This window comes from Pigmentiphaga sp., from assembly GCF_019689535.1.
Taxonomy (GTDB): Bacteria; Pseudomonadota; Gammaproteobacteria; order Burkholderiales; family Burkholderiaceae_B; genus Pigmentiphaga.
This window is the reverse complement of the sequence record NZ_JADGHH010000043.1, coordinates 1-20839: the sequence shown is the minus strand read 5'-3', so window position 1 is coordinate 20839 and position 20839 is coordinate 1. Positions and strand designations below refer to the sequence as shown.

Genomic DNA, 20839 nt, shown 5'->3' with positions numbered 1-20839 from the left:
GGGTTTTTTATGGCATGTGGGGACACAGGCACCCCACCCCTGCGCTTCCGGTATCCGGTTGTAACCCAGCCTCGGCGCCTGTTGTTTTTGCTACCACGAATCCGGCGATCGTGGACGGAATTGCAACAACCTTTGGTCGTCAGCCAAATTTATCGGTTGGCACGCATCATCCTTTCTGATGAAATTTTCTACAGATTTCTTCGCAGCTTCGCCTGGAAATCCAACCCTGGCCGGCGGCTGGGTGCCGGGCGGCCCTAGGTGGCCCACCGATGCAACCCAGCCGACTGCCGACACGTTTTTACGCTGGAGACCAAGGAATGAAGAAAACCCTACTCGCGACTGCCCTGCTAGCCGGATTTGCAGGGGCCGCGCATGCGCAGAGTTCCGTGACGCTATACGGTCTCGTCGACGCCGGCTTCGACTACCGAAAGGTCGATGGCCAGACCGTCAAGGGCATCGACAGCGGCTTGATGAGCCAATCGCGTTTCGGGATGCGCGGCTCGGAAGACCTGGGGAACGGGCTGAAGGCCATCTTCACCCTGGAGAACGGTTTTACGGTGGATGACGGCCAGCAAACCCATGGCCGGCTATTCGGCCGCTACGCTTTCGTCGGCCTCGAAAGCAATAGCATGGGCCGCCTGACGCTCGGACGGACCACGAACCTGGCCTTCATGTGGGCGGCGGGCATTGCCAACCCCTTCGGCCTGAACTTCAGCACTGCTAGCGTTGGCAGCACCTTCGCCTATAACGATGCCGTGATGGGCGGCGGCCGGGTAAATAACTCGGTGTACTACTACAGCCCCTCGTTCTATGGCATCCAGGCCGGCGTGGGTTACAGCTTCAACGCATTCGCCAACCCGACCACGGGCGAGCAGGAAGCGCCCGAGAGCGGCCGGAACAACCGCATGGTCGACCTGGGCTTGAAGTATGACAACGGCCCGATCAAGGGGGTGCTGACCTACCAACAAGTGGAATCACCGCTGCCTGGCACCCGCCCCTTCCGCAACATCACGCTGGGCGCCTCGTATGATTTCGGCGTCGCCGCCATCCATGCCGGTTACGCCCGGGCCAAGAACATCACCCCGGCTTTCCTGAACGGCTACAACAACGTGGTAGCGACGGGCGGGCAATTCTCGAGCGACAACGCCTACACCATCGGCGCGAGCGCTCCGCTGGGCCCCGGCAAGCTCTATGCCGCATGGCAGAAAGCGACCAAGTCCAAGGTCGACGGCTGGGCGGTGGGCTACACCTACGATCTGTCCAAGCGCACCAACTTGTACGCGTTCTTCGCGGACAACGACGTGCACAACTTCGACCAGAACCGCGACATGACCTATCGCCAACTCGGCATAGGCCTGCAGCATCGCTTCTAATAAGGGCCGCAAGGCCCTTGCCACGGCTGGGTCCGGCCTCCAGCCTTATTTCCCCGGGCAATGCCCGGGGTTTTTATTTTTATCGGGCCGCGTGGCAGATAGCCAGCCACCCTGCCCCCTGCAGGCAGCCAGAGGGCACCGGCTGCACCGCGATCCAGCCTTCCTGCAGCCGCGCCGAATCAGGCCGTCCAGCGACGCGCGTTGCGGAACATGCGCATCCAGGGGGAGAACTCGCCCCCGCTATCCCGCTCGCCCCAGGACTCAGGGCTCCACGACATCTGAACATTGCGGAACACCCGCTCCGGGTGAGGCATCAGCGCGGTGCAACGTCCGTCCGCCGTCGTCACGCCTGCCAAGCCGCCCGGGCTGCCGTTGGGGTTGTAGGGATAGACCTCTGTCGGGTTGCCGAGGTGATCGACGAAACGCATGGCGGCAATCGCCGCATCTGCCCTGCCTTGCTGCGAAAAATCCGCATAGCCTTCGCCGTGCGACACGGCGATGGGGATGCGGGAGCCGGCCATGCCTTCGAAAAAGATAGAAGGCGAGGCCGGGATTTCGACCAGGGAGAGGCGCGCCTCGAACTTTTCCGAACGGTTGCGGGTAAACCGCGGCCAATCCTGGGCGCCCGGAATCATGGGCGCCAGCGCGGCCAGCATCTGGCAGCCGTTGCAGACACCGAGCGTGAAGGTATCGCCCCGGCCGAAATACGCGGCGAACATGTCGGCCAGCTTCGCGTTGTATTGGATGGTCTTGGCCCACCCTTCGCCGGCGCCAAGGACGTCTCCGTAGCTGAAGCCGCCCACCGCGACGAGCCCCTTGAAGCCGGACAAATCGATGCGCCCGCTAATCAGGTCTGTCATGTGGACGTCCCAGGCTTCGAAGCCGGCGCGATCGAAAGCATAGGCCATCTCGACCTGGCTATTGCAGCCCTGCTCGCGCAGGATGGCCACGCGCGGACGCACCCCCGTTGCGATCATGGGCGCGGCGATGTCTTCCTGCGGATCGAACCCGACGCGGGGCGACAGCCCCGGGTCGGTGGCGTTGTCCCACAGCGCGAACTCCGCCTCGGCGCATTCTGGATTGTCCCGCAGCGCCATGATACGGCGGCTGACTTCGCTCCACGCCTTGCCCAGCTCGGCACGCGGCTTGGACCAGATTTTCTTGGCATCCCGGTAGAACTCGATTTCGTCCCGGTCGTTGGGCTCGCCGATTACGTGCGAATGGGCCGACAATCCGGCGCCGCGCAGCACTTCCATCACCGCGTTGCGGCTAGCGGCTGGCACCTGGATGACGGCGCCCGCCTCCTCGGCGAACAACGCCTTGATGGTCAGCTCATCGCGCTGCACCGCGACTTGGTCGGGGCGAATCTTGAAATCTCCCCAATCCGAGGCATAGGGGTCGAGGGTGAGCATGTCGAGGTTGATCGACAGCCCCGTGTGCCCGGCAAACGCCATTTCGCACACGGTGGCGAATAGTCCGCCGTCCGAGCGATCATGGTAAGCCAGGATCACGCCGCTTTCCGCAAGCGTGCGTATTGCGGCGAAGAAGGCGCGCAAGTCGTCGGGCGCGTCGATGTCGGGCACTTCCTGCCCGACCTGGCCGATGACCTGGGCCAAAATGGAGCCGCCCAGCCGATGCTTGCCACGGCCCAAATCGATGAGGATGAGCGTCGTGTCGCCCTGGTCGGTGCGTATTTGCGGCGTCAGCGTCTTGCGGACATCGGTGACGGGCGCGAAGGCCGTCACGATGAGCGAGACGGGCGCCACGACGCGCCGTTCCTCGCCGTCCTCCGTCCAGGTCGTGCGCATGGACAGGGAGTCCTTGCCGACCGGGATCGCCAGGCCAACCTGCTGGCACAGCGTGCTCACGGCACTGACCGTGTCGTAAAGTGCGGCGTCTTGCCCGGGCTCGCCGCACGCGGCCATCCAGTTGGCCGACAGCTTGACGTCTTCCATGCGCGCGACGGGCGCCGCGACAAGGTTGGTGATGGCTTCGGCCACCGCCATGCGACCCGATGCAGGCGCATCAATAACGGCCACCGGCGTGCGTTCGCCCATGGCCATGGCCTCCCCCCGCACGCCGCTGTAATCGGCAAGCGTCACCGCACAATCGGCCACCGGCACTTGCCACGGCCCGACCATTTGATCGCGCGCAGAAAGGCCGCCGACGGTGCGGTCGCCGATCGTAATGAGGAACGTCTTGTTCGCCACGGTAGGATGACGCAATACGCGCAGCGCAACGTCATCCAAATCCAAGCCCACGACGTCCAGGGGCTCGCCCGCGCCGGGCAGGCGCGTTACGTTGCGCTCCATGCGGGGCGGCTTGCCCAGGATGACATCCACCGGCACATCCACCGGCCGCGCAGTCCGCGCCCATTCCGCAGCAGGTACGTCGGGGGCGGAAAACCCTTCACCGTTGACGACGCGCAGTTGGCGCTCCTCGGTAGCGACCCCCACCACGGCGTATGGGCAGCGCTCGCGCCGAGCGATGGCGTCGAACCGGTCGAGGTCCTGGGGCAGGATCGCGAGCACATAGCGCTCCTGCGATTCGTTGCACCAGATTTCGGCGGGCGACATGCCCGACTCTTCGACCGGGACGCGCTGCAGATCGAACACCGCGCCGCGCCCGGCGCCGTCCACGAGCTCGGGAAATGCATTGGATAGGCCACCCGCGCCGACGTCGTGGATGGAAAGAATCGGATTCTCGGGGCCCAGCTGCCAGCAGCGATCGATGACCTCCTGCGCACGACGCTCGATTTCGGGGTTGCCGCGTTGGACGGAATCGAAATCGAGGTCGGCCGCGTTGCTGCCCACGCCCATGCTGGAGGCCGCGCCGCCCCCCATGCCGATGCGCATGCCCGGACCGCCCAACTGGATCAACAACGCGCCCGGGGGCAGCTCCTGCTTGTGGGTGTAGCCCTCTTCGATGCTGCCCAGGCCGCCCGCGATCATGATGGGCTTGTGGTAACCCCAGCGCACGCCGCCAGCCGTTTGCTCGAAGGTGCGAAAGTAACCGAGCAGATTGGGCCGGCCGAACTCGTTATTGAACGCCGCGCCGCCGAGCGGGCCTTCGATCATGATGGACAAAGGCGAAGCGATGCGGTCCGGCGCGCCGTGCCCGTCTCGCTCCCAAGGCTCGATGGCGTCCTCGAAACGCAAATGCGAGACCGTGAATCCGGTCAGGCCTGCCTTGGGCTTGGATCCGCGCCCGGTAGCGCCTTCATCCCGGATTTCGCCGCCCGCCCCGGTGGATGCGCCCGGGAAAGGCGAAATCGCCGTCGGGTGGTTGTGCGTCTCGACCTTCATCAGGGTATGGACGACGGCCTCTCGGCGGCCGTAGACCTGCCCCTGCCCACCGGGCTGGACGTGAAAGCGTTCGGCCTTGCCGCCCGCCATGATGGCGGCATTGTCCGAATACGCCACGACCGTCCCTTCAGGCTGGGCGCGGTGGGTGGCCCGGATCATGCCGAACAGGGTGTCGGACTTCGCTTCGCCGTCGATCACCCATTGCGCATTGAAAATCTTGTGGCGGCAGTGCTCGCTATTGGCCTGGGCGAACATCATCAGCTCGACGTCGGTCGGGTCACGGCCCAGGTCGGTGAAGGCCTGGACGAGGTAAGCGATTTCGTCGTCGGAAAGCGCCAGCCCAAGCGTCCGGTTGGCAACCGCCAGTGCCTGCGCACCTTCGGCCAGCACCGGCACGGTCTGCATGGGCTTGCCAGGCAAGGTGGCGAACAATTGCGCACCGTCGAAGCCGGCATCGACCACCGTCTCGGTCATGCGGTCGTGCAGCGCGTCGGCCAGCTTGGCCAGTTCGTCGGAGGACGGTGCCTTGGCAGCGCCCAGCAAACCGCGCTTGAGCACCAGGGTGTAGGAAACGCCGCGCTCGATCCGGCGCACCTGCGGGAGCCCGCAGTTGTGAGCGATGTCGGTCGCCTTGCTGGCCCACGGCGAGACCGTGCCGAGCCGCGGCACGACGAGCAACTCCAGGCCCTGCGGGGCCTGCGGCGCGGGATCGCCGTAACGCAGCAGCTTTTCCAAGCGTTGGTACTCGTCCGCCGTCAGCTCGCCGTCCACGGAAACGAAATGCACATAGCGGGCGGCGACATCGGCGACCGAGGCATGCAAAGCCTGGAGCCGACGCAGCAGACGTTCACGACGAAACGAGGAAAGGGCAAGGGGGCCGGAGAGGCGCAGAATGGAGGCCACGATAGAGAGCAGGAAGCGGAGGAGGTGACGGAAAACGCGAGGAGTACCGCGTGCCAGCCGAGATTTTACTTCGTAGCGGGGCATCCGGGAAAACCACGAGGGGCACCGCGCCCATCGCCGCGTCCCTCCTTCGCTCGGGCATTGGACAGGCGCCGCCGCGCGCGCAAGAATTCGTTCATGGAAGAGTCATCGCACCTATTGTTCCGCACGCCGGCGATCCGGCACATCGAACGCGAAGCGCAGGCCGCGCTGCCCCCGCACACCCTGATGCGCCGCGCCGCCCGCGCCGCGGCTGACTTGATCGCCGCACGCTGGCCGCGCCACGCCGTGGACATCCTGTGCGGGCCCGGCAATAACGGCGGCGACGGCCTCATGCTCGCGGCGCTCTTGCACCGAGCCGGGCGCCAAGTGCGGGTGTGGTCCCTGCCCTGCGACCGACGCCCGTCCGATGCCGAACAGGCCTGGAAAGAATTGCCGCCCGGGTTGCTGCAGCCGGGCGAGCCCGACGCAAACGAGCCGCCTCGCTTGGCACCGAGGCTCATCGTCGACGCCATGTTCGGCATTGGCCTGTCCCGCCCCCTGCCGGAGCAGGCACGGCGCTGGTCAGAGTGGGCGTCCCTCCAGCCTGCGACCGTCCTCGCGCTCGACACGCCCAGCGGACTCGATTCGGACACGGGCACCGCGCAACCCGGCGCCTTCATCGCCCAGCACACGCTTACCTTCATCGCCGACAAGCCCGGGCTGCACACCCGTGCCGGCAAAGATCATGCGGGAACCGTCAGCGTCGCCGACCTCGGCCTCTCCGACTTGATCCGCCAGCATGCCGCGCACGCCGGCAGGCTCACGCGCCGCACCGACTGCGCCGCGCTTTTCCGCCCCCGACCGCACGACACGCACAAGGGCAGCTTCGGCACGCTCGGCCTGCTCGGCGGCGCACCGGGCATGACGGGCGCCGCATTGCTGGCCGCTCGCGCGGCCCTATACGGCGGCGCAGGCAAGATCCTCGTGGGCATGGCGGCGGCGCCCTCCTCGACGCCCGCCTACGACCCCCTGCATCCGGAACTGATGCTGCGCGATGCTGAAGGGCTGCTGGACCAGGCCGAACGCCTCGGCGTGACGGTATGGGTCGCAGGCTGCGGATTGGGCGCGGACGAATGCGCCGCACGCTGGCTGGCCCGCCTCCTCGCCGAGGCCCCCACGACCGTTCCGCTGGTCCTGGATGCCGATGCGCTGGCCTTGCTCGCCGCCATCCCCGAGTTGTCCCGCGCGCTGGCCGCGCGCAGCGGTCCGGCGATCCTCACTCCCCATCCGCTCGAGGCCGCCCGCCTATTGGGCGCTTCGACCGAGGAGATCCAGGCGGACCGCATTGCGAGCGCCCGGGAGCTTGCGATGCGCTATCGCAGTTGGATCGTGCTGAAAGGTGCAGGTAGCATCGTCTGCGGACCGGACGGATCATGGTCTGTCAACGGCAGCGGCAACGCCGGCCTCGCGACTGCCGGCACAGGCGACGTCCTGGCCGGCATGCTGGGCGCGCTACTGGCCCAGGGCATGGACATAGGCGAGGCCGCACGCGCCGGCGTATGGCTGCATGGCGCAGCCGCCGACGATTTGGTTGCACGCGGCACCGGCCCGTTGGGATTGACCGCGAGCGAAATCGCCCCCGCCGCGCGGGCCCTGCGCAATCGCGGCTGAACGGCCGCTACACGATGTCCGAGCCTGAGTCGTGCACCAACCTGCCACCGGCGATCACCAGTTGGCGGGCGCACCGCTGTGCCAGCTTGGCATCATGCGTGACGAGCAGCAGCGTCGTCCCCCGCTCGCGGTGCAGGGAGAACATGAGGTCGATGATAGCTTCGCCGGTCGCCGAATCCAGGCTGCCGGTCGGCTCGTCTGCGAACAAGAGGTCGGGTTCCACCACGAACGCACGCGCCAGCGAGACGCGCTGTTGCTCGCCACCCGACAACGTCTTGGGATAGTGCCGCAGCCGCGCGCCCAACCCGACCCGCTCCAGCATCGCGGTCGCCTTGGCGCGCGCCTCCCGCCCGGCCAACTCCAAGGGCAGCATGACGTTTTCCAACGCGGTGAGGTGCGGCAGAAGCTGGAATGATTGGAATACGAACCCGACATGGCGGGCACGAAGCTGCGCCCGTTGGTCTTCATCAAGCGCGAAGAGGTCCTGCCCCGCCAAGTAGACGTTTCCTTCCGTCGGCACGTCCAATCCCGCCAGCAGGCCCAGTAGCGTGGACTTGCCCGAGCCCGAACTCCCGGTAATGGCCACGGTCTCTCCATAGGCCACCGTAAAATCGACCCCATCGAGAATGGCGAGCTCTCCGCTCGAATCGGTGACCCGCTTGGCCAACGACCGCACGGCGATCGCATGGCCGGCCTTGGACGCGGCGGCACGCTGGCTGGCGTCGGATGGGGAGATTCCCGTCATGGTTGCATCGCCTGAAGAAAGGAAAGACATGATAAAGCCTCGCTCATCGCTACCGACCGACATCGCCGCCCCGACTGCGCCCGATGGGCGACGCCGGACATTGACGAACGCGCTATGTCTCGCCGTCGCGTTAGCCGGACTGCCTGCCGCCGCGCAAAGCCAGAAGACAGATGCGACGCAATCGAGTTCCGCGCCGGTGTTGCTCGTCTTGGGCGACAGCCTGTCCGCCGAGTACGGCCTGGCACGGGGAACGGGATGGGTGGCCTTGCTGGAGCGCCGGCTACGCGAGCGCAAATACGACTACCGCGTGGTCAACGCCAGCATCAGCGGCGACACGACGAGCGGCGGCGTCAGCCGCCTGCCGGCCTTGCTTTCGCAGCACCGACCGCGCATCGTGATTGTCGAGCTCGGTTCCAACGACGCCTTGCGCGGCTTATCACTGCAAATGACGGAGCAAAATCTGGACAAAATGGTGCAGGCGTCGCAGGCAGCAGGCGCACGCGTGCTATTGGCAGGCATGCAGATTCCGCCCAATTACGGGCGCGACTACACGCAGCGCTTCCAACAGTTGTTCGCGAAAGTGGCGCAATCACGCAAGGTGGCGCTGTTGCCCTTCCTGCTGGAAGGCGTGGCCGAACACATAGAATTCTTCCAGCCCGACCGCCTGCATCCAACAGAACAGGCGCAGCCACGCATCTTGGACAACGTCTGGCGACATCTCGAGCCGCTGCTCGGCCCCGCGAACGCTTGAAGGCTACCCCCAGGACGTAGCGAGGCGCCTTGCGGGCCTCGCCCAGGCCGGTCAACGCGCCGCGGACGAGGACGCGCCTTGCGCGTCGGCCGTGACGCTGACTTGATATTTTTCCCGCAGCATCTGGAGCACGGCCAATTGTTCGGCCTGCGCCCAGCGGCGCTCCATCATGGATTTCTCCGCGGCGATGACGCTCGCTTCGGGCTTGGGTGCGGCCTCGACCTTGAGCACGCGCGCGATGACGTAGGCATCGCCAGTCGTCGTGCCGACGAACGCAGGCAGCTTGTCGGTAGGCGCCTTCATCACCGCGTCCACCACCGTGGGAGCCACTCCCTGGGGCGCATTGCGCGCCACCGTGACCGGAGCGCCGAAGCCTTGCGTGGAATCCTGCTCGCGCAGGGCCTTCAATCGTTTCTCTCCCTCTTCGCGTGCCAAGCCCATGGCGCGCTCATCGGTCAATTGCTGGCGAATGGTCGCCGCGACTTCATCCAAGGGCTGCACGGTAGAGGGAATGTGGCGGGTCACGCGGACGGCAGCCAAGCGATTCGGCGCCAACTCGATCACGCCGGAGTTACGCTTTTCCTGCAGGACTTCCTCGGAAAACAGCGCCTGGGCGACCTTGGGATTGCCCAGCACGTCGTTGCCGGGCTGGCCGCTGCGGCCGATGCCTTGCGCCTCTTGGATCTTGAGGCCGAACTTCTGGGCCGCAGGTTCGAGCGTATCGCTTTGCTCATACACCAGGTTGGTGAACTGCTCGGCCGCCTCCGCAAAGCGGCGGGCCGCCTGCTGCTGCTTGATCTCCTCGACGATTTCGTTGCGCACCTCGGCCAGCGGCTTGACTACCGCCGGGCGGACGCCGGTCAGCTTGATGATGTGGAAGCCGTAGTCGGTCGGCACGACTTCCGACACCTCGCCTTCCTTGAGCGCAAACGCGGCATCCTCGAAAGGCTTGACCATCATGCCACGCCCGAACCAGTCGAGATCGCCGCCGTTGCCTGCGGAACCCGGGTCCTGGGAGTTTTCACGCGCGAGCTTGGCGAAATCCGCGTTCGGCGCCTTGGCCTGCTCGGCGAGGGCCTGCGCTTTCTTGCGGGCCTCCTCGCGCGCGGCTTCACTCGCCCCGCTTTCGACCGCGACCAGGATATGGCTGGCGCGGCGCTGCTCCTCTTGGCGATAGCGGGCCTGGTTCTGCTCGTAGTAGGCCTTGATGTCCTCGTCAGACACCGAAATGTTGGGCGTCACCGCGTTTTGGTCCAGCACCACGTATTGCGCGTCGACGCGCTCGGGCAACTGGAAGCGCGAACGATTGGCCTCGTAATAGGCCTTGACGTCGTCGTCCGTGACCTCGACCTTGGCCCGGTAGTCTGCCGCCGCAAAGCGCAGCATCTGGATCTCCCTGCGCTCGGTCGCCGCGGCGACGAGGCGATCCATGACGGCCTCGGGCACGACCGCCGATTGCGCAACCGGCCCCAACACTTGCTGCAGGGCGAGGTCGCGGCGCAACTGCGCCTCGAACATGACCGGCGTCATGCCCTGGGCCGCCAGCGCGTCACGATAGCGGGCATTGCTGAAACGGCCGTTTTCCTGCACCGCCGGAATGGCTTGGATCGTGGTCCGCAGCAAATCGTCGGAAGCCGAGAAATAGTTCTTGGAAGCCTCGGCCGCGATCAGCCGCGTGTTGATGATCTCGTCCAAGACCGCCTTGCGCATGGCTGGCGTATCGAAAAGCTGGGGATCGAACTGCGCGCCCATCATGGACCGCAGTTGGTCCAGCCGACCCCTGACCGCGGCATCGAATTCCTGCTGCGTGACCGATTCACCCGCCACCTTGGCCAACGCGCTCTCGCGTTCCATGAAATTGGAGTAACCCTGTATGCCAACGAAGACGAACGACGGCAGGATCAGCAGCAGCAAGACAAACTGCATCCAGCGGCGATGGTTACGAATGAGGTCAAACATGCACGGATACTCCGGTCGGATGCCAGCGGCAAGACGGCCTAACAAGCAAAATGCCCACAGGCGCAAGGCCGATGGGCACCCAAAAGTGTCGTTTCGATTCTAGCATGGCCCCCCGCAGGAAAGCCGCATCGACCCGTCGGCCGACCACGTTGTCCCCGCATCGATCAGGCCGGCCCCACCCCCGCGAACAAGGCCATGTCCCGCGCCAAGTCGCCGCTCGCCTGGACTCGCCGATTGCGGCTGGCAGCGAAGTCGAGCATGCGGTCGATGGGAATCCGTGCGCGTTCGCCGAGCGCAGGATCCAAGAGGATCTCGCCCGCGCCGTGCTCCAACACATCGGCCAGATTGGCCAACCCGTTCATCGCCATCCACGGGCAATGGGCGCAGCTCTTGCAGGTCGCACCGTTGCCAGCCGTGGGCGCAGCAATGAAGGTCTTGCCGGGCGCCGCCTGCCGCATTTTGTAAAGTAACCCTTGATCAGTGGCCACGATGAAGTGCGTGGCATCGAGCTCGCGTGCCGCCCTGATCAGCTGCGAAGTCGATCCAACCACGTCGGCCTGGGCCACGACCGATGGCGGAGACTCCGGATGAACCAGCACCTTGGCCTGGGGATGCTCGGCGCGCAACAACTCCAGCTCAATGCCCTTGAACTCGTCATGTACCAGGCAGGACCCCTGCCAGAGCAGCATGTCCGCGCCTGTCTGCGCTTGAACGTAAGCGCCCAGGTGCCTGTCGGGTGCCCAAAGGATTTTTTGCCCTTGCGCGTGCAAATGAGCCACGACCTCGAGTGCAATCGCCGAGGTCACGGTCCAGTCCGCCCGAGCCTTCACCGCTGCACTCGTATTGGCGTACACCACCACCGTGCGATCCGGATGGGCGTCACAGTATGCCGAAAACGCGTCGGCCGGACAGCCGAGGTCCAATGAGCACGTTGCCTCCAGGTCCGGCATCAGCACGCGCTTCTCGGGGCTGAGTATCTTGGCGGTTTCGCCCATGAATCGCACGCCTGCCACCACCAGCGTCTTTGCGGGGTGATCGCGCCCGAAACGCGCCATTTCCAGGGAATCGGCCACACAGCCACCGGTTTCCTCGGCCAATTCCTGCAGTTCCGCATCCACGTAGTAATGGGCGACCAGCACAGCATTTTCGCGTTCCAGCAGCTCACGGATCCGCGCCTTCAGCGCTGCCCGGCGCTCGGCCGGCAGCGGCTCGGGCACCTTGGCCCATGCCCGGCCCACCGTGCACGCGCTGGCTTCGGCGTCCCGGACGAGAGATGGATGATCGAATTCGAGAACGCGAAGCGCAGCCTTGGTCATGTCGTAGTCCGCAACGTTTTTATGCTCAATATGAGCATTTTTGGCTCATAAAAAAAGGGATCGCCATTTATGCTAATAATGAGCATATCCCCTGTCAAGGGGATCGCCGTGGCAAAGACGACAGTTCTCACGCCGCGTGCAAGAACGCCAATCCGATGCCGGCCAGCGCGAACGATGCGGGGATGATGCGCCGGACCTTCGGATCCAAAAGACGCGCTGCTCTCCCCCCGCCGACAAGGACTCCTGCGCCAGCAAGCCATTGATGCGCACAGGCTCATCGCCACCCGTAGACGCTCCCGTCCACCTGGGTCACGATCTCTTCGATGCGCGCCTGCGCAGCGCTGCAATACTCCGCCAGCTGTTTGCCGGCAGCTTGCAAAGCGTCGAGGCCGGCCGAATAGAGCCCCTTGACTTCTCGTTCAGCGCTTTCGATCGCCTCGCGCGGATCGGGAAGCCCCGAGCGCAGGATCAGTTCCGACCGCAATTGGCGAACCCGGGGCACCAGGGCCCTCCCGAAGTACTCTTGGCAGATCAGCGACTCCGCCGCAGCGAGGTTCAGGCTCTGCGTCGCAGCGAAATACCTGAGCTGCTCGGCGGCCGAGGCATCCCCCGCCGGCACCGAAAGGGGTCCGAACAAGCCCAGCAAGACCGCCCCGGCTCTCCTCCCCGGGCGCATCCTCGTCTTCACGATGCTCTCCTCCGTTGCAGACAGCGCGCTTGGAGCCGCTGGCGCGCCCGGCAGGCGCGCCGCCCCACTCGATGCGTTTGAAATATTTTGAAACTTCTCGGATTGTCTACGACCGCCGGGCCCACGTAAAGACGGGGTTCCCCCAGGGATTCCGGTGGGGGATAGGCACAGATTTACGGCGTTTCGCAAGCTCGCACGAACGCGTCCGCCAGCCCGGGCACCGACCGCTTGGGCCAGATCGCGCTGACGTCGAAGCGCGGCAGGCGCGCCCCGTCGGCCACTTCGCAATAGCGCACACCTTTGAAATCCAGCGAACGTATCCAGCTGGGAAGCAACGCTATGCCGCAGCCCGCGGCCACGCAGGCCAATACCGTCAACGTGCGGTTGGCCTCCTGCACCACCTCGGCATCCAGTCCCGCCTTGCGGAAGGTATCCATCACGGATTCGTAAAAGGTCGGCAACTGCGAGTGGGGAAACATGACCAGGCCCGCCCGGGCGATTTCCGCCATGGAAACCCGGTCTTCCCGGCCCGGGCCCAGGTCGGCCGGGACCGCCGCCACCAGCCGCTCGCGCATCAGCACTTTTTCCTGCATGACGCCGGTCAGCGCGACCGGCGTGTGTGCCAATGCGACGTCGATCTCGCCTCGGGACAAGGCCTGGGCCTGCTCCGCGTTGCTCATTTCTCGCAGCACGACACGCACGCCTGGCGCGTGTTCGCGCAACGCCCGCAAGCCCCGGGGAAGGATATCGATCAGGGCGCTGGACACTAGCCCCACGCGCAGCACGCCGGCCCGCCCCCTGGCAATGGCCTGCGCCGCATCCAGGGCATTGGCAATGCGGGAGACGCCGCTGCGAACGTCTTCGGCAATCTGGCGCGCCGCCGCGGTGGGCTCTGCACCCCGCCTGGAGCGCTGGAACAGGCGCACCCCCAACTCGCGCTCGAGCCGTGCCAATGACTGGCTCAACGCCGGCTGGGCGATGCCCAGGCGCTCCGCTGCCTTGCTCACACTTCCGGTGTCCAGCACCGTCAGGAACTCCTCCAGCCGGCGGATATCCATCACAAATCCTTATGTAAAAACATAAAAACCTGGATAGATAAATATATCAAGCCTTCCTAGAATCGCCCGCATTCCGGCCGGTAGGGCCGGCGAGAATCCTGGAGAGACATTCTTGGCAACCATCATGCCGCCTGCCGTGGATACCCACGCGCACGTTTTTGCCCGTTCGCTCGCGCTCGCGCCCGGACGCCGCTACGCGCCAGAGAACGATGCGCTGCTGGAGACCTACCTGGCGCACCTCGACGCCCATGGCCTGCAGGCGGGCCTTCTCATCCAACCCAGTTTCCTCGGCACAGACAACCGCTACATGCTCGATGCCATCCGCCTGGCCCCCCACCGGCTCAAAGGCGTCGCCGTCGTGGACGCACGCACGAACGCCGCCGAACTCGGGCGCATGGCCCAGGCTGGCGTCGTGGGCATCAGGCTGAATCTCATCGGCCAACCGTTGCCGACGCTGGAAGATGGAACGTGGCGGGACCTGCTGGGTTGCGTACGCGAGTTAGGCTGGCATGTCGAACTCCACGTCGAGGCGGCAAGGCTGGCGGACATCGTGACGGCGCTCCAACCGGCGCATTGCCGATTGGTCGTGGACCACTTCGGCCGCCCCGACCCCGCATTGGGCACGGCCGACCCCGGGTTCCGCTGGCTGCTCGAAGCCGCCGGCGACTATGACCTCTGGGTCAAGCTCTCCGGCGCGTACCGGAACTGGCGCGACCCCTCCGGCGCCGACGCGCGCAGGGCCGCCGAGCTCCTCCTCGCGCATGTCGGGCCAGACCGATTGCTATGGGGCAGCGACTGGCCCCACACCCAGCACCCGGGCGTGACGTATGCACAAACCCGCCGTGCACTGGACGACTGGATCAGCGATCCGGCGCTGCGCCAGCGCATACTCGTGATCAACCCCAGAAGCTGTTTTGGATTCCAAGGAGACGAGACCCCATGATCCCCTACCGCAACTTCGCCGCAGGCCTTCTGGCCGCTGCCCTGCCACTGGCGGTGCAAGCCGCGTGGCCCGAAAAGCCCATCACCCTGATCGTCACCTACCCGCCCGGCGGGACCGTGGACGTTGTCGCCCGCGTCATCGGGCCCAAGCTATCGGCCAAACTCGGGCAGTCCGTCATCATCGACAACAAAGGCGGTGCCGGCGGCATGATAGGCGGCGCTGCTGCCGCGCGCTCGGCCCCCGACGGCTACACCTTCATGCTCGACGCGTCGAATCACGCGCAAAACCCCGCCCTGCAATCCAAAATGAGCTTCGACACGCTCAAGGATTTCCAGGCGGTCTCCTTGCTGCTGCGCGTCCCCAACGTGCTCGTGACTTCGCCAAACAGCACACTGATCAACTCGGTGCAAGACCTGATCAAGAATGGCAAGTCCAAGAACCCGGCCTACTTCGCCTCGGCCGGCCCAGGCTCGGCGCAACACTTGGCGGGCGAACTCTTCAACGTCATGGCGGGAACCTCCCTCGTGCACGTCGCCTATAAAGGCGGCGGCCCAGCCATGGTCGACGTGATGTCCGGCCAGGTGCCCATTATGTTCGCCAGCCTGGGCTCGGCATGGACACACATTCAAAGCGGCAAACTGCGACCCATCGCAGTGGGCGGAGACAAACGCTCGCCTGTCCTGCCCCACTTGCCCACCATCGCGGAGTCCGGCGTGCCGGGTTTTTCGTCGTACGAATGGAATGCCGTGTTCGCACCCGCGGGTACGCCCAAGCCCATCGTCGACAAGATGTCGGCCACACTGGCCGAAGTGCTCAAGGATCCCGAAGTCAAGACCAAGCTCGAGGGCATAGGCGCCGAGCTCGTCGGATCCACGCCTGAAGAACTCGAGGCTTTCCGGCGCGCAGAAATCGAGAAATGGAAGGACGTCGTGAAGAAAAGCGGGATTACGTGGAATTGACGAGCGAGTAGGACGATCTCTCGCAATTTGCGGATGCGGCTCGGGCCCCGGGCCGCGCGACTTGCCGCCCTCGGTGCCGCGTGCACCGGGGAACCCCGGTTCTAGGCCAGCTCCCCGCCAGCGAGCACCGGATGGCGGCGCCGCTCACGCCGGCCCCAATGCTGGCCCACCGAGCGGATGCGCCTCCCGCTTCTTCGGTAGCCACACGTGCAGCTGCAAGCGTTTAGGATCCTCTCCGACGTCGCAAACTTGGATGTACGCGCATTGTTGGCGCAATCGATACACGGCACCCCACCGATCGGCCACGGTCTTGAACGTAAGAACGAAATAGTCGAGCTCGGCCCTCTCTTTGATCCACATTCGGCTACGAACCTGCCATGTATCCAAAAGGCCGAATTATTACGGCGATTGTAACAAATTGCAATAATGAAATTTGCAGCGCGTGCGCACCAAGGCTGGCGACTATGAAGTCGTGCGGCATGCCGGATCCCGAGGCCATCGGCACCCAACTCCGACCTCGCAGAAGAACAATCCTGGTCAGTCAAAAACATCGCAGCCGATTTCTTCCGACGCGCCGCACTTCCGGCATCTCACGACAAAGCAGCCCACGCCTTCCGAAAGTTCCGGACGACCGTTGATCGCCCGGAAACTTTCCCCGCATGACCTGCAACGCACTGACACGCTGTCCAGGCCGGAGAGGGCGACGCTTCTTTCCCTCTCGGTTCCATCTTCATCCGAATAGGTGAAGTCCCAGTCAAACAGAGAAAAGAACGCAGTTTCTACACGCTTCTGAGACATGGCGTCCTCCCTTGTTGTCCTAGCAAAGCAACTCTAGCATCGCATCGGCGTTCGTGCTGCTTCCTCCTCTGCCGGTGTCATGCACCCGCCTCGAAAAGAAAGGAACGAGACGATGCCGATGCCATGGGTGGCACCAAGGTTCGCACGGAAGGACGAAGGGTATCGATGATGGCCTGCCGCAAGGACGGTAAGCTATAGTCCCCCTCATTCCTTATCATTCATCCGGCCGCTGGTTGCTTCAGCGTTGGCCCCGTGCTCCATCTCCCTTGACGTATGACTGCTGAAGAAAAACACGACTACTTGGAAGGACAGCTGACAGGTCTCGTCCTCGCCATTCAACGACTGGTGCAAACCACGCCGTATCCGGAGGCGACGCGTCGGGAAATCGCAAGAATCATTACAGAAGAGATCGCGTCCGCGAGCGACTTGTGCGCGAGCGATGCCTACATTGCCGGACTACGCGCAACGTCGTTCGCGGTTGCGCACGACCGATGACTTGCCTGCCAGGCCAACTCGATGACCGGACACAGACGTTCGGGATGCTGGGTGCAGATTGCGGCCACCAAGCGCAGCGGCAGTTAACGGCGCAGCCACCACACGTGCAGCTCGATTCGGCCTGACCTGGAATGAAGTTCCACATGCGCGTTCCGGCCATGCAGCCTCAATGCCACCTCCCTGGCCTGCGCTTTCGCCCCCTCCTCGAACACCAAGATGTAGTCGGCCTCTGGCCCTTCGGCGTCCTCGTCGTCCTGCTCCATGCCCTGCTAGTCGCCTCCCTCCCGGCATGGAAAGATACGCTGCGCTTACGAAACCGGCCGAACAAATCCGTTTATGCCGCACACGATTCAGCTTATGGGGCAACGCAGGCGCCCCCTTCGCTGCGAAAAATATTCACCGCCGACTGACGATCGTACGAGCCGTGCTCTCGCGCCCGATCTTGATGCAGATCAATGACGGAGTGCGGAAAGCTGGGCTCCTCCGGCCACCAGCCGCTATGCTTTGCTGCGAAGCTCCAAGAAGGCCTCTGCACGCGGCGTCCGGGAGGCGCTCCCTGGCCACCCCTAATCAGAAACGGCTCCCGGCCCTCGCGTGCATGCCACCTAGCAGCACCCGCAGGCGAGGATCTCTTCTTTTTCCTTCTTTTTCGCCGCCGTTACCATCTGCTCGACGCTGGTCCGCACGATGGGCCCTTTGGGCATCCATACGTGAAGCTCGAAAATCTCCGGGCCATCGCCGACATTGCGAACCTCGATATGTGCGCCCTGCTGGCGAAGTCGCCACGCCGCCATCCACCGGTCCGCATCTTTCTTGAACGTCAGAACGCTGTAGTCGAATCCCTCGCTACCGTCCCACATCGCTGCTCCCTCAGTCCAGACGTGCAGAAGCAGCGAATGATACGCCGCCACGGCGTATCTCAGTCAGCCAAGAAGACCTGCCTTGCCGACTGTTCTCGGGCTCAATGCGCTATCGCGTCCGCGGCGCGATACGCATCCACGGGAGCAGGCACCCGCAGGACGGGCGCCGCCGAGATCGACGCGTGCGCGGCCCACGACTGCAAGCGCTGGCCTTAGCTCGGGGGAATCACCGGAAGAACGAGATAAGAAGGTCGTTCCGGTCCAGAACAAACCGTCGTGCGCCCGCGGAAGTCTTCTCCACCGCGATCGGCCGGGTGCGTATGCGTCAGGCGCCCCTTCACGTTCTCGAACTCGAAGTCCTTGCCTTGCAGCGTCAGGCCCAAGCGATAGCCTTTCGGAATGACGATGGAGGTGGGCCAGATCTCGACATCGAGCGGGTAGTAAGTGCCGGGGGCCAGCTTTTGGATTTCATCATGCGCGTGATAGACCCGATAGGGAGTCGTCATCGCTTCGTCCAGCTTGCGGTGCGAGGCCCGCAGCCATCCTCTCGTAACGGGAGTCGGCTCGTGGGCGCCATCGAAAATCACCTCTTTTCCTGAGGGGTCGAATAGGCGCAGCACGGCGAAGATATCGGCGTCGCGAGTGGTCGAGGCGATCCAGAGCCGCAAGGTGATGAACCCGGTGATTTCCGTCTCCTGCTCGAAGGGGGCGGTATGGAAATGCAATCCTGTTTCCATGGCCTCGAAGCTTGCCTCGCTCGTCCCCGCGGGCTCGCGCAGGGTCAGGGACGCGTCAGATGGATGGAGGTAGTAGCGGGTCCATCGGGTTCGGGCCAGGGGAAACTCGTTCTCGTCCCTGCGTATCTCGCCATCGACCGTGCGGATGGACAACTGCACGGGAGCAGTATCCTGCCAGCCGTTGTCCTCGCCTTTCAAGAAGTGGTCGAAAAAACGCCTTTGCATTGCCACGTAGCGAGGCAGGTAGAAGCTCTCGTAGTGGGTGCCGATATGCATCGAAAGCCACTTTTGCTTGGATCCTGCGCGCAGGTAGCCTTCGATGTTGCCGCGCAGGTGATTGCCCGGTCCTCCCCAGTTCCCTGCCGAGAGCAGCGGCACCTCGATGCGGGCCAAGTCGGGGCTGCGTTGCTTGTGCCAGGCGTCGCAAAGCGGGTGCTTGGCCATCTCCGCGGGGTAATCGTTCCTATTGCCGAGTAGCATGGCTTCGTCCAAGGCAGGCCCCGTCGTGGGAAGGCCGTCATCCCTATCGCGGTAAGGCGTATTCACATTTCCATGCTGGTTGGAGAGGACTTGCTTGGGCCACCACGAGAACAAAAAGCCATTGCTCATGATCCCGCCGTGGTAGCCATAGTCCCTGTAATGGTCCGATCGCCCCTCCCAAGGCACGATCGCTGCGAGATGGGGCGGCCGCAGCGCGGCGACCAACCACTGCGTGGCGGCATAGTACGAAATTCCTATCAAGCCGACCTTGCCGTTGCTCCACGACTGGGTGCCGGCCCATTCAATGGCTTCGTAATAGTCCTGAATCTCCCGCGGCGACATCGGGTCGAGGTAGCCCGGGGACTTGCCACTGCCGCGCGCATCAACGTGGATGACCACATAGCCGTGCGGGACCCACCGCTCGGGATCGACCGTCTCCCACCGGAGATACTTCCCGGTGGAGCCGTCCTCGCACAGGCCGGGATACAGGCGACACAGTTTTTCCCACTGAGGCTTGAAGCCGTCGGCGAAATGCACGTCCTTTCCATACACGCCAGCGGCCATGATGACGGGATAGCGTCCCGGCTCGCGCGGTCGAAAAACGTTCGCGCTGAGCCGGGTGCCGTCGCTGACTTCGATCGTGACATTTTTCTCGAAGAGCAGCGTATATTGCGTGGAGTCGTCGGAGCCCGAAGCCCCAGGCCCTTGAGTGCGTGCGTTCATTATCGAAGTGTCTCCGTGGCAAGGGGTCATTGTTTTTCGATCTTGGCTGCTCGCGCGATGTCCTGGTAGATCTCGGTCTCCTTGGCCAAATAGCGCGACATGTCTTCCGGGGAGCCTCCTGCGACGTCCAGGCCCATGGATTCGAAGCGCTGGCGTATCGCGGGGGACGCCATCACATCGTTGAACGCTTTGTTCAGCTTGGCCACGACTTCCGGCGGCGTCCCGGCTGGAGCAAACACGCCCTGCCATCCGCCTTGCACCTCAAAGCCAGGCACTCCCGCTTCTGCAATGGTGGGTACATCAGGCATTTGGGGGAACCGGGTTGAGCCAGTGACGCCCAGGGCCCGGAGCTTTCCATGCTTGACCTGCTCGATGGCCGATACCGGGTTCAAGAAAGCTAGCTTCACTTCCCCCGACATGACGGCATTCATGGCAGGCGCGGCGCCTTTGTACGGCACATGGACCATGTGCGTGCCCGCCTTGTAGTTGAAGTATTCCGCCACCAAATGCATCGTGTTCCCGATGCCAGCCGAGCCATAGGTAATGTTCGACGTCGTCGAGCGGGCCAGCTGTATCAGCTCTTGCACGTTGGCGGCGGGCAATGAGGGATTCACGACGAGCACCTGCCCGCGCGTCGACCCAACCAAGACGACGGGAGTGAAATCCTTGTCCGTATCGTAGGGCAGCGACCGATACAGGATGGGATTGATGACGTGGGAGCCCGTGGTGTAGAGCAAGGTATAGCCATCCGCCGGCGCTTTTGCCACCAAATCGGTCGCGATGATGGCGTTGGCGCCTGCACGGTTTTCCACGACCACCGCCTGACCGAGGCTTTTCGTCAGTTCTTGGGCCAGGATGCGGGACACGGTATCCGGATTGCCGCCCGGCGCGAAGGGAAGCAGCAGCTTGATCGTCCGTTCAGGAAACGTTCCTCCAGGAGATGCCGCAGCCGCAGCAGTCACAGCAGTCACGCTTCCTATCAATAAGCTGAGTCCTGCACAGATGGTGACTCTCATACTCTCCTCCTGGCATGCCCCGCGGGCACTAAAAATAT

At 64.2% G+C, this 20839-nt stretch carries 17 protein-coding genes; 6 read left to right on the top strand and 11 right to left on the bottom strand.

Translation table 11 applies throughout. The features are described 5' to 3' along the window. Nucleotides 1-317 precede the first annotated feature (317 nt). Nucleotides 318-1373: a porin gene (locus IRZ12_RS05850; protein WP_296465559.1), complete on the top strand. Its 1056-nt coding sequence runs from the start codon at nt 318-320 to the stop codon at nt 1371-1373. 179 nt (nt 1374-1552) lie between these two features. Here IRZ12_RS05850 and purL read toward each other — a convergent pair whose 3' ends face one another. Continuing rightward, nucleotides 1553-5665: a phosphoribosylformylglycinamidine synthase gene (gene purL / locus IRZ12_RS05845; protein WP_296465554.1), complete on the bottom strand. Its 4113-nt coding sequence runs from the start codon at nt 5663-5665 to the stop codon at nt 1553-1555. Nucleotides 5666-5758: 93 nt separating this feature from the next. Here purL and IRZ12_RS05840 point away from each other — a divergent pair, with 93 nt between their 5' ends. Further along, a complete protein-coding gene (locus IRZ12_RS05840) occupies nt 5759-7273 on the top strand; it encodes an NAD(P)H-hydrate dehydratase (protein WP_296465549.1) in 1515 nt (504 codons plus the stop codon). Nucleotides 7274-7280: 7 nt separating this feature from the next. Here IRZ12_RS05840 and IRZ12_RS05835 read toward each other — a convergent pair whose 3' ends face one another. Then, entirely contained in the window at nt 7281-8018 is a 738-nt protein-coding gene (locus IRZ12_RS05835; protein WP_296465545.1) for an ABC transporter ATP-binding protein, read from the bottom strand. 139 nt (nt 8019-8157) lie between these two features. Here IRZ12_RS05835 and IRZ12_RS05830 point away from each other — a divergent pair, with 139 nt between their 5' ends. Then, nucleotides 8158-8769 (top strand): arylesterase, encoded by a 612-nt coding sequence (locus tag IRZ12_RS05830; RefSeq protein ID WP_296465565.1) that lies wholly within the window; start codon nt 8158-8160, stop codon nt 8767-8769. Between the two features lie 51 nt (nt 8770-8820). Here IRZ12_RS05830 and IRZ12_RS05825 read toward each other — a convergent pair whose 3' ends face one another. The 4 genes from IRZ12_RS05825 to IRZ12_RS05810 form a co-directional block, all read right to left on the bottom strand. After that, a complete protein-coding gene (locus tag IRZ12_RS05825) occupies nt 8821-10728 on the bottom strand; it encodes a SurA N-terminal domain-containing protein (RefSeq protein WP_296465542.1) in 1908 nt (635 codons plus the stop codon). A 164-nt stretch (nt 10729-10892) separates the two neighbouring features. Next, nucleotides 10893-12044, bottom strand: a complete 1152-nt coding sequence (gene nadA, locus IRZ12_RS05820) for a quinolinate synthase NadA (RefSeq protein WP_296465539.1) — start codon at nt 12042-12044, stop codon at nt 10893-10895. A gap of 274 nt (nt 12045-12318) precedes the next feature. After that, nucleotides 12319-12732: a hypothetical protein gene (locus tag IRZ12_RS05815; protein ID WP_296465534.1), complete on the bottom strand. Its 414-nt coding sequence runs from the start codon at nt 12730-12732 to the stop codon at nt 12319-12321. Between the two features lie 173 nt (nt 12733-12905). Then, nucleotides 12906-13790 (bottom strand): LysR family transcriptional regulator, encoded by an 885-nt coding sequence (locus IRZ12_RS05810; protein ID WP_296465531.1) that lies wholly within the window; start codon nt 13788-13790, stop codon nt 12906-12908. A 112-nt stretch (nt 13791-13902) separates the two neighbouring features. Here IRZ12_RS05810 and IRZ12_RS05805 point away from each other — a divergent pair, with 112 nt between their 5' ends. Together IRZ12_RS05805 and IRZ12_RS05800 are read left to right on the top strand one after the other, a co-directional pair. Continuing rightward, on the top strand, nt 13903-14733 hold the full coding sequence (locus IRZ12_RS05805; protein WP_363322242.1) for an amidohydrolase family protein: 831 nt from the start codon (nt 13903-13905) through the stop codon (nt 14731-14733). Then, nucleotides 14730-15692, top strand: a complete 963-nt coding sequence (locus tag IRZ12_RS05800; RefSeq protein WP_296465528.1) for a tripartite tricarboxylate transporter substrate binding protein — start codon at nt 14730-14732, stop codon at nt 15690-15692. Before IRZ12_RS05805 ends, IRZ12_RS05800 begins: the two co-directional genes overlap by 4 nt. Before the next feature lie 537 nt (nt 15693-16229). On the opposite strand, the gene IRZ12_RS05795 is transcribed toward IRZ12_RS05800, so the two are convergent. Continuing rightward, nucleotides 16230-16490, bottom strand: coding sequence for a hypothetical protein (locus IRZ12_RS05795; RefSeq protein ID WP_296465525.1), 261 nt, complete (start codon nt 16488-16490; stop codon nt 16230-16232). A gap of 273 nt (nt 16491-16763) precedes the next feature. On the opposite strand from IRZ12_RS05795, the gene IRZ12_RS05790 reads away from it, so the two are divergent. Beyond that, nucleotides 16764-16985, top strand: coding sequence for a hypothetical protein (locus IRZ12_RS05790; protein ID WP_296465522.1), 222 nt, complete (start codon nt 16764-16766; stop codon nt 16983-16985). Nucleotides 16986-17068: 83 nt separating this feature from the next. On the opposite strand, the gene IRZ12_RS05785 is transcribed toward IRZ12_RS05790, so the two are convergent. From IRZ12_RS05785 to IRZ12_RS05770, 4 genes are all read right to left on the bottom strand, one after another. Continuing rightward, complete coding sequence (locus IRZ12_RS05785) at nt 17069-17248, bottom strand: hypothetical protein (protein WP_296465518.1); 180 nt, start codon at nt 17246-17248, stop codon at nt 17069-17071. Between the two features lie 342 nt (nt 17249-17590). Then, nucleotides 17591-17896: a hypothetical protein gene (locus IRZ12_RS05780; RefSeq protein ID WP_296465513.1), complete on the bottom strand. Its 306-nt coding sequence runs from the start codon at nt 17894-17896 to the stop codon at nt 17591-17593. Nucleotides 17897-18057: 161 nt separating this feature from the next. Continuing rightward, nucleotides 18058-19785 carry a CocE/NonD family hydrolase gene (locus IRZ12_RS05775; protein ID WP_296465511.1) on the bottom strand — a complete coding sequence of 576 codons (1728 nt, stop codon included), beginning with the start codon at nt 19783-19785 and terminating at the stop codon, nt 18058-18060. Nucleotides 19786-19811: 26 nt separating this feature from the next. Then, nucleotides 19812-20801: a tripartite tricarboxylate transporter substrate binding protein gene (locus IRZ12_RS05770; protein WP_296465507.1), complete on the bottom strand. Its 990-nt coding sequence runs from the start codon at nt 20799-20801 to the stop codon at nt 19812-19814. Nucleotides 20802-20839 lie beyond the last annotated feature (38 nt).

Excerpts from the sequence above, each read along its gene's own strand:
- IRZ12_RS05850 (WP_296465559.1), top strand. The coding sequence starts at position 318 with ATGAAGAAAACCCTACTCGCGACTGCCCTGCTAGCCGGATTTGCAGGG.
- IRZ12_RS05800 (WP_296465528.1), top strand. The coding sequence starts at position 14,730 with ATGATCCCCTACCGCAACTTCGCCGCAGGCCTTCTGGCCGCTGCCCTG.
- IRZ12_RS05775 (WP_296465511.1), bottom strand. The coding sequence starts at position 19,785 with ATGAACGCACGCACTCAAGGGCCTGGGGCTTCGGGCTCCGACGACTCC.
- IRZ12_RS05790 (WP_296465522.1), top strand. The coding sequence starts at position 16,764 with ATGACTGCTGAAGAAAAACACGACTACTTGGAAGGACAGCTGACAGGT.
- IRZ12_RS05795 (WP_296465525.1), bottom strand. The coding sequence starts at position 16,490 with ATGTCTCAGAAGCGTGTAGAAACTGCGTTCTTTTCTCTGTTTGACTGG.
- IRZ12_RS05785 (WP_296465518.1), bottom strand. The coding sequence starts at position 17,248 with ATGGAGCAGGACGACGAGGACGCCGAAGGGCCAGAGGCCGACTACATC.
- IRZ12_RS05840 (WP_296465549.1), top strand. The coding sequence starts at position 5,759 with ATGGAAGAGTCATCGCACCTATTGTTCCGCACGCCGGCGATCCGGCAC.
- IRZ12_RS05770 (WP_296465507.1), bottom strand. The coding sequence starts at position 20,801 with ATGAGAGTCACCATCTGTGCAGGACTCAGCTTATTGATAGGAAGCGTG.
- IRZ12_RS05825 (WP_296465542.1), bottom strand. The coding sequence starts at position 10,728 with ATGTTTGACCTCATTCGTAACCATCGCCGCTGGATGCAGTTTGTCTTG.
- IRZ12_RS05810 (WP_296465531.1), bottom strand. The coding sequence starts at position 13,790 with ATGGATATCCGCCGGCTGGAGGAGTTCCTGACGGTGCTGGACACCGGA.
- purL (WP_296465554.1), bottom strand. The coding sequence starts at position 5,665 with ATGCCCCGCTACGAAGTAAAATCTCGGCTGGCACGCGGTACTCCTCGC.
- nadA (WP_296465539.1), bottom strand. The coding sequence starts at position 12,044 with ATGACCAAGGCTGCGCTTCGCGTTCTCGAATTCGATCATCCATCTCTC.
- IRZ12_RS05835 (WP_296465545.1), bottom strand. The coding sequence starts at position 8,018 with ATGACGGGAATCTCCCCATCCGACGCCAGCCAGCGTGCCGCCGCGTCC.